General features: G+C 33.2%; 6 protein-coding genes. 1 reads left to right on the top strand and 5 read right to left on the bottom strand.

The window, feature by feature from the left end; all coding sequences use genetic code 11:
- Window positions 1–147: 147 nt before the first annotated feature.
- The 5 genes from Q0K80_RS09245 to Q0K80_RS09225 form a co-directional block, all read right to left on the bottom strand.
- Window positions 148–1,173: an amidohydrolase family protein gene (locus Q0K80_RS09245; protein ID WP_294605673.1), complete on the bottom strand. Its 1,026-nt coding sequence runs from the start codon at window positions 1,171–1,173 to the stop codon at window positions 148–150.
- Between the two features lie 16 nt (window positions 1,174–1,189).
- Complete coding sequence (locus Q0K80_RS09240) at window positions 1,190–2,623, bottom strand: hypothetical protein (protein WP_294605672.1); 1,434 nt, start codon at window positions 2,621–2,623, stop codon at window positions 1,190–1,192.
- A 63-nt stretch (window positions 2,624–2,686) separates the two neighbouring features.
- Window positions 2,687–4,615, bottom strand: coding sequence for a beta-glucoside-specific PTS transporter subunit IIABC (locus Q0K80_RS09235; RefSeq protein WP_294605671.1), 1,929 nt, complete (start codon window positions 4,613–4,615; stop codon window positions 2,687–2,689).
- Window positions 4,616–4,669: 54 nt separating this feature from the next.
- Entirely contained in the window at window positions 4,670–5,941 is a 1,272-nt protein-coding gene (locus tag Q0K80_RS09230) for an alkaline ceramidase (RefSeq protein WP_294605669.1), read from the bottom strand.
- Window positions 5,942–5,943: 2 nt separating this feature from the next.
- Window positions 5,944–7,164 carry a hypothetical protein gene (locus Q0K80_RS09225; protein ID WP_294605667.1) on the bottom strand — a complete coding sequence of 407 codons (1,221 nt, stop codon included), beginning with the start codon at window positions 7,162–7,164 and terminating at the stop codon, window positions 5,944–5,946.
- A 130-nt stretch (window positions 7,165–7,294) separates the two neighbouring features.
- On the opposite strand from Q0K80_RS09225, the gene Q0K80_RS09220 reads away from it, so the two are divergent.
- Entirely contained in the window at window positions 7,295–8,164 is an 870-nt protein-coding gene (locus Q0K80_RS09220; RefSeq protein WP_294605665.1) for a LysR family transcriptional regulator, read from the top strand.
- Window positions 8,165–8,290 lie beyond the last annotated feature (126 nt).

Below are 8,290 nucleotides of genomic sequence, written 5' to 3'. Positions count from 1 at the left end.
TTGCAATAATATTTTCTTCTGACATGTCGAGCGTGGTAGAATTAAGATTTTTTTAATTAAATTTTATGTATACGATTTCCAATTCTCAATATTATAAAAAAGCCAGGGTTTCATTATAGGCCCTGACATAATAAGTAGTTTTCGATTTTAATATAAATGATATAAGCAAGCAGCATTGTTGCCCAAAATAGCCTCCTTATCTTCTTGTTTGATATTCAGCTTTTTAATCACCGTTGGTCCTTTCGTCATCCAAATTTTTTTAACAGGATAAGAAGAACCATAAATGATATTTTTAGCACCTAAAACCTTAATGGCAATTTTTAGATTTTCTTCTCCCCACGGTTGTGCATGTGAAATTTCATAAAATATGTTTTGTTCCAATCGATCCCTAATTGCATCATTATTGGTATCAAAACGACCATTGCCAGAATCATGAGGCAGAAGCATATTCTTATAAGTAAAAAAGCCACCACCGAGCATTGAATGAATTATTTTTAAATCAGGCAATTCTTTAAATAGATTACTATATACTTCTCGGCTAATTGCTATAATCTGATCTTCACACCTACCATAAGAGCGACGCAAATTTTCGTAATCTTTGATTGAATTGTATTCTATTGGTACCGGGGTATGATGAACGTAAACAGGAATATGCATAGCATCCACATGTTTTAAAAATCCGCGATATGCTGGTTGATCTAAGTAACCACATTGGTAATGCGTTGATAACTGGATACCATTCAATCCGAGAGAATTGACTGCATAATCAAGTTCTGCTAGATTTTCTTTTGTGTTATATGGAGGAACGACAGCAAGTCCAAACATTCGACCTTTGCTTTGCCTAATGTGTTTTGCCAATAACCTGTTAAAAATTTTGCAAAGTTCAAGATCCATCCATTCCTGGCAGCCAGGGAGTTTCAATACAGCTTTATCAATGTGTCCTTCATTCATATCTACCAACTGATGGTCGAGGTCATAATCATTTTGAAAATAATCTAAACTAGGCTGACCAGTTGGTTTCTCAATAGTTATTTTAATTGAGCCATCGCCCTGTTCACTAGCAGTAGCTTTTGTATCATCACTTGAATTAATCATTTTTAAAAAGTGTTCAAGGATCTTTTTATTAGTAAACAGTTCATCTGGTAACCAGTAAACATTTGCATCAATTTTCATTGATAAATTTCCCCCTTTATTTTTTTGATACCCAACCTTTATTATTAAAATTTAGCCAAGCCCACCTTTGATGAGTGTCCCAGAATTGAGATTTGGTCATGATGTATCCTTTAGAAGGTTTTAAATCTTTAGAAGGAACTACTGATTTTCCACCGACAAGTGTTTTTTCCAACTTATAAGTCTTACCTTGATACTGGATTTTTTTTGCTTTAGCTATTTTTTCTGTCACATAAACGGTATTTCCGAATAGCTGAATATTCGACTCATTATTTTTATCATAAAAAATCTTTGCTTTTCTTTCATTTAATTCTATATAGCCCTTTCCATTTTTGTTTTCAGCATAAAAATACTTATAAGGATCATGTGGAGAAGCATTGACTGGTTTGTACGCAAACATATATGAAGGTTCTGATACTACTTGTTTCCAACTAATAAGATTTTTTATACCATAGAATTCATAAGCTATGACGGTTTTATCTCTGTCCAAACCTCCCCCCGTTTGAACCATGTGAGTATACACACTTGCAATATTATATATCTTAAAATAAGTTTTTCTTCCGTTTTTCACTATAATTTTCATTTTCGTATATACAGGAGTGAACGGCCAGTAAACATAATCTATAGCAATTTGAGTGGCTTTTTCTGAATTTTTAACGCCAATATATTTTTTAGGTATAGTCAAAGTATCATCGTATTGTGAATACAACTTGATTTTGACATCTTTCTTAGAAATTTTAGCTACGTTTAGTTTGATGGGCCAATAGATCATAAAATTATCAGTTTTATAATCACAAAGAACAGGCTTGTTTCCTTCACCTTTCCATTTAAAAATTGGTTTTGAAGTATCATTTTTAAGTGTCTTAAATTTTTGGTAAGTCAGACTAGGCCAAACAACATCGTCATAACCTGGAGTACCATATTTTCCATTGCCACCAAAATCACGACCATAAATAAAAATATGAATTCTGAAAGTTGCTTCGGGTAAAATTTTATGATTATACTTTATGTCGCTTAGTTTCAAGTTAAAATAATAGTTTCCAGAGCCATCACCACCAATTCCACTCCACTCTTGGCCACCATTTTCAACATGGTAACCATTATTTGTCCAAGTCAAATCATTTGTTTTCAATAAATATGAAGTTTGACCGTTCTTCCACTTATTTTTCAACTTATTGGAACGTAATTTTAAATTATTTACATAGTATCCATCCCCTGAAACAAGTGAAACTTTCGCTTTCGAAGAATTAATCTTTTTATCATCTACTTTTTGATGTCTTGGCAAAATAATTTTAATTTTTGCCTTAGAATCTTCTTTATATTTAATGACACCATTATTTTCAGTCTTCAAAGTACTATAGCCATTTATAAATCCTTTTCCATAAATATTACTTTTCACTTCAACTTTTGCTTTTTTTAGACCAATTGCATGAACTGAATTTATGTTAATCATAAACAAACTACTAAAACATAAAATGCCAAGTAAAAATAATATTCTTTCCCTTCTTATCATATTTTACCCTAATTCTACATTCAAAATTTGTTTGTCATTATTTACTGGACCGAAAATTTTAGGTGTTACGCTCTTTAAATTGTCAGTTTTAGTAATAATCACCATAACAATAGGATCATAACCTGCTGCTTGAACTTGGCTTAAATCAAATTCCACTAACAAGTCACCCTTTTTGACTCTCATCCCTTCTTTGACATGAATCTTAAAGAACTTGCCTTTAAGATTTACTGTGTCTATTCCAATGTGTATAAGTATTTCTTCACCATCATCTGAGTGAAGTCCAATGGCATGACCAGTATCATACGCTACACGAATAATACCATCAATTGGAGAATATATTTTCCCCTCAATGGGCTCAATAGCAATACCGTCTCCCATTGTTAATTTTGAAAATACTTCATCGTTTACACTAGTCAAATCAATGGCAGACCCCTTTACAGGAGAATATACAGCAACATTCTTAACAGTTTTTTTATGTTGTGTTTCATCTGCCTTCTTAGTAATTACATCTAGTGAACCTTTTCTGTCACCAATTATTAAGCTTGAAATTAAAGAAAAAGCAAAGGCAACTACACCACTGACACAAAGCCAAATAAATCCCGCATCGATTCCCTTTGGATTAATAAAACATGGTAAGCCAAGTGGACCATTAGCACCAAAAGAATAAAGCTTTGAACCACCAAAGCCGGCAATAGCACCTCCAATACCAGCACCAATAAATGACGTAATCATGATCCATTTTCTTGGAACCAAATCACCATAAAGCGCTGGTTCACTGACCCCGAAGAATGCTGAAATTGCAGCTGCAACTGACATACTGCGAGTATTGGTATCTTTTGTTCTAATGGCAATTCCAAGTGCTGAACCCAAGACAGCTAAGGCTCCAGAGAAAATTAACGGATTGATAACATCATAACCATATTTCGCCACATCTATAGCAAAGAATGGAATAACCGCCCAATGCAAACCAAACATGACCAAAAGGCTCCAGAAAGCACCTAATACGAAACCAGTAAGACCCTTACTTATATTCACAAGCCATAAAACGAAGCCACTTAACAAGTTTTGTAAAATCATTGCTACAGGTCCAATTACTAAAAGACCTATAATACCAGCAAGCATAATTGTAAAAAATGGTACAAAGACCATTTTGATCATGTCAGGAATGTGCTTCTGGAAAAATTGGTAAACATATCCTGAAACCCACATTAAAATAATTGCGGGAACAACAGAACTTGAATAGTTTTGAAGAGCAATTGGAATGCCTAAGAACTTATCAGCATATTTTAATGCAAATATAGTGCCTCCAAATATTGTATGGAGATTCTTTGCTCCAGCTGCTGTTATAATTGCAGGATAAATCAAAATTGATCCAAGTATAATTCCATATGATTCTGGCATTTTAAATCGTTTTGCAGCACTCCAACCAATGATTACAGGGAAAAAGTAAAATACCGAATCTCCAAGTGCGTTTAAAATCATATAAGTTCCGCTAGTCTTGGAAATTAAATGAGTAACTGATAAAACTGATAAAAAAGCCTTAATCATACCAGCTCCGCAAAGTAGGCCTAGAATTGGCGTAAAAATTGAAGCAACTAGTCCCAGAGCCTTGGAAAACCATCCTTCTTTTTTGCTATCTTGCTTTTGGGCTAATTTTGAGGTTTCCTTTCCATCTGTATCTTCAAGTAATTTGACTTTTTTAACAATTGTATCGTACACCCTTGCAACACTAGGTCCAATCACCACTTGATACTGGCCACCATGTTTGACTAGTTGCAAAACTCCTGTCATATTTTTAATTTCGTCGTCTTTTGCCTTAGACTCATCTACTAAAACAAAACGAATTCTAGTAGCACAATGGGTCATGCTTACTATGTTATCTGGTCCACCGACATTTTTAAGGATTTGTGTTCCTAATTTGTAATAGTCCATTTTGTAACTCCCATAAAATCATATTTTTCTTTCAACATGATCGGTAAACTTCAATCACAGCGTTATTCTAAATTCATTAGCTTCAGTCCTTTCATATGAATCTAATACATGACTTGCATGAACAAATTTTGAAATTATTTTTTCAAATGTTCCTGCTGGTACAGGGTTGCCAATACTTTCAAACGAAAGTCCATAATCCTGTGCCTGCATGAAGTAATAATGAAAGCCATTTGAGTATCCAGCTATTAATACTGTCTTATTGGTTGAAGCTCTCAAAAATTTAGCACCCGCTGAAGCAAGTTCTCCTGGAAAAATAAAAATTCTCAGTTCGCCAATATCCAAAATTTCCATTTGCAACATATCATAGAATTGTGGTTTCTTTAACTGGTTTTCACATTTTTCGACTACTGCATTCACATTATTCAAACCGACAAAATGTTCGGAATGCTCCTTCATCTCTTTAATTTTATTATGAAGACTTTGATCATATTTTGACTTATCGTTAACGATTTCTTGAGCCAAAGTTAAAAACTGAATATTACCCTTATCTACATTGACAACTTTATTTGATTTAATCTGGCTGATTTTCTCAGCTAATCCTTTTGACACACGGTTTAATTCTTTAAAATCTCTTCCCTGCCTTTGAAACCTGTTACTTGAATCTCCAGCACATCCAATTAACATCAAAGGGTAAATACCCCATCTTTCTTTTAGCTGAGCGCATATGTTACCCGCAAGGTCAGCAGTCAGATACATGTTGTTACTGCCCAAAACAGTAGAGTGCACGGCCATGTTGACAATACCTGCAACCACCTTATTGTCACTAATAAATTTAATAACAGATACAACATTATCCGATAATTTACCTTTATGATCACGGTTGCCATAATATCCAAGAATTAGGTCCTGTCCGTATTTGACAGTTACCTCAGCTAAATTTTCCAAGCATTGCTCATAAACTTTCAAAAAACTATCAATAAAAAATTCATAGTATTCTTGTGAATATTGGCCAAATTCCCATGTTCGATGATAATCACGAACAGAGTGGTGATCATGGGTAACGCCAATAATAATCTTTTCCACTGGAATATCATATTTTTTACTAATTTGCATTTTGATATCTGCTGCAACAATGTCTTCAATTTCGAGTAAGTCACCAGTTGCAATAAAGCACTTCTCGCCTTTTTCATTCAAAAACAGTATTCCATTAATAAAAACATGATCATGAATCCCTTTTGCTGGTTTATTTCGTAGTGGGGTTTTATAACCTAATAAATAAAATTTACCCTTTGGCGTAATATCTATTCTTCCATGTCCAACTAACATTTTTAACCTCTTCTTACATAATCATTTACTTTTTTAAAAGCTGACAGCATTTTTTTATCAGCTCCCTGACCAATTGACGAATTCATCGCCTGATATGAAATATGCATAAAATCATCCTCTTCAGGTAGATATTTTAGACCACCATTAACCATAGTTGATATCAGCACAGCTTCGCTTGATATTTGGTTTCTACATTTATCTGCATACTTACTGTTAAGTTCCGCTTCAGTACCCAGCAACGTTATTTTTCCAATATTTAAACCGTAAATATGCGAATGAATTAAGTCATTACTTTTTTTAAAGTCGTAATGTAACGTTGGTTTAATCGAAAAAGTGTCTTTTTGTCGAATTTGTGCTGGCAAATCAACCGAAATAACAAAATCACTGATCTTTGGCTTTTCATCTACAAACTGAACTATTGCTTGATCGATTGCATCAGACAAAACTTTCGCTTCAGCAAACAAAAGTGTAATATTTTGTTCGTATGTATAATCAGACTGTCCTTTAAAAATTGGACTTTGATCACCAGCACAGCCGATTAGAGGAACAACAACGATACTACTTTTTTGCTCAATACTTGTAGCTGCAATACCAAAAATGTCGCCGGTAATTATCTTCTTATTCTCATTATTAACAATATGATCCATCACGCTTGGCTGAATGTCATAATTGAAAATCAAATTACTAGTGCCATCAGACTTTTCAAAACCAACAATTCTAATCTGGTGATCACTGTATCCGTTAAAATTGCGGCCTAACCAATAGCCATTTTGAGTCTTGACATTTCGATTAACATTTAAAAAGCAATTTGATGTTTTATAACTAACTTTAACCCTTTGAAAGTCACTTTCGGCCCTTTTAGTTGCAACTTCTATACTTGCATAAATCAGACTTAAAAATAGTTGATACTTTTTTTGATCTTGTTTGGTTTTTAATGATTGCTTGAGATGCGGCGCGGAAAAAGTATGGGTTGCACAAATCCATATATGCTCAAACGACAGATTAGTCTCATCCGCGACTTTTTTCTTAAATAGATTACAATCTCTAGTTGTAATTGAAGTTAAACTGATAGAAACAAGTGCAAATTTAATTTTCTTTTCATTTCCAAACAATACAACTCTAGTAGTTAAATCTGTTAAAAGCACCTCGAAATCTCGAATCGGCAGATCATTTTCCCTTATTTTTACATTTTCCTTACCAAAGCCGACTTGAAAATTATTCATTATGATAGCATCTCCTTAAATCGCTTTTATCACAAAGTTTATTGTATTAAAGGACGGGTTGACGAGCAAATCAGTTTGGGAATAGACTATTTCTAAAAAAGAATACATGAATTAAAAGGAGCTAGAAAATATGGATTTGCGCTATATTGATTCATTTTTGGCAGCTGCTAAGACCAATAATTTTTCTGATGCCGCCGATTCTCTTTACATTTCCCAGTCATCACTATCTAAAAATATCAAAAAAATAGAACAAGATATGGATGTAAAATTATTTGAAAGGACCAGATCAGGTATTGTTTTAACTACGTATGGCAAAATTTACCTCAAATTTGCTCGACGTATTAAAGATTTGGAAAGTAGATGCGAAAACATAATTCGTGATGAAAAAGAAAAACAGGGTAATTTAAAAATTGGCACTATTCCCTCTGCATCTGAATATGGCACACTTAACTTAATTTTCGACTTTATTCAAGATAGTGGTATCCAGTGTCAAATAAGCAACGCTACTAGCAGCCAACTAGAAAAAGAATTGCTCAGTGGTCAACTAGATATGGCTTTTATTAAAAATCCAGAAAATGAAAAAATTTCAAAAGTTAACTTTCAGAATGATTATCTAGTTGCAGTTCTGTCTGAAAATGATTCTTTAGCCAAAAAGCAAAAATTAAAAGTAAGGGAGTTAAAAGACCGGGATTTCATCTTTGAACCTGTAAATTCCAGACCTTACCAATTATGTGTGGCACTCTGCAAATCTGCGGGATTTATTCCTAATGTTATTTACGCCGATCATTATATTGAAAATATTATTGATTTTGTTCGTAAAGAAATTGGCATTTCTTTGTTAATGAGCAAATTGGTACCAAAAAATGCGGAAAAAATTAAGATAATTCCTATTGAGCCTCTAGTTTCCGCAAAAATAAACTTATGTTACCTAAAAAACAATCAAAGTAAAGAATTAAAAGAAAAATTTGTAAATTTTTTAAAGATGAATTCGTTATCTTGATTAAAATTTGAACGTAAAAAGGCTGAGAATTTATTATTCTCAGCCTTTTTACTTTTTTTTCATTTTATTCATAAATTGCATTGGTAAAACCACTAAATCTTGTATGTCGGTGACGGGCTTCTTGAT

This window comes from uncultured Lactobacillus sp. (assembly GCF_945290125.1).
GTDB lineage: Bacteria > Bacillota > Bacilli > Lactobacillales > Lactobacillaceae > Lactobacillus > Lactobacillus rizhaonensis.
The sequence above is the reverse complement of the archived record's forward strand: the minus strand, read 5'-3'. Positions and strand labels throughout refer to the sequence as shown.

Bases quoted from the DNA above. Each gene is read 5' to 3' on its own strand.
- Q0K80_RS09220 (WP_294605665.1), top strand. From the start codon at position 7,295: ATGGATTTGCGCTATATTGATTCATTTTTGGCAGCTGCTAAGACCAAT.
- Q0K80_RS09240 (WP_294605672.1), bottom strand. From the start codon at position 2,623: ATGATTAACATAAATTCAGTTCATGCAATTGGTCTAAAAAAAGCAAAA.
- Q0K80_RS09245 (WP_294605673.1), bottom strand. From the start codon at position 1,173: ATGAAAATTGATGCAAATGTTTACTGGTTACCAGATGAACTGTTTACT.
- Q0K80_RS09235 (WP_294605671.1), bottom strand. From the start codon at position 4,615: ATGGACTATTACAAATTAGGAACACAAATCCTTAAAAATGTCGGTGGA.
- Q0K80_RS09230 (WP_294605669.1), bottom strand. From the start codon at position 5,941: ATGTTAGTTGGACATGGAAGAATAGATATTACGCCAAAGGGTAAATTT.
- Q0K80_RS09225 (WP_294605667.1), bottom strand. From the start codon at position 7,164: ATGAATAATTTTCAAGTCGGCTTTGGTAAGGAAAATGTAAAAATAAGG.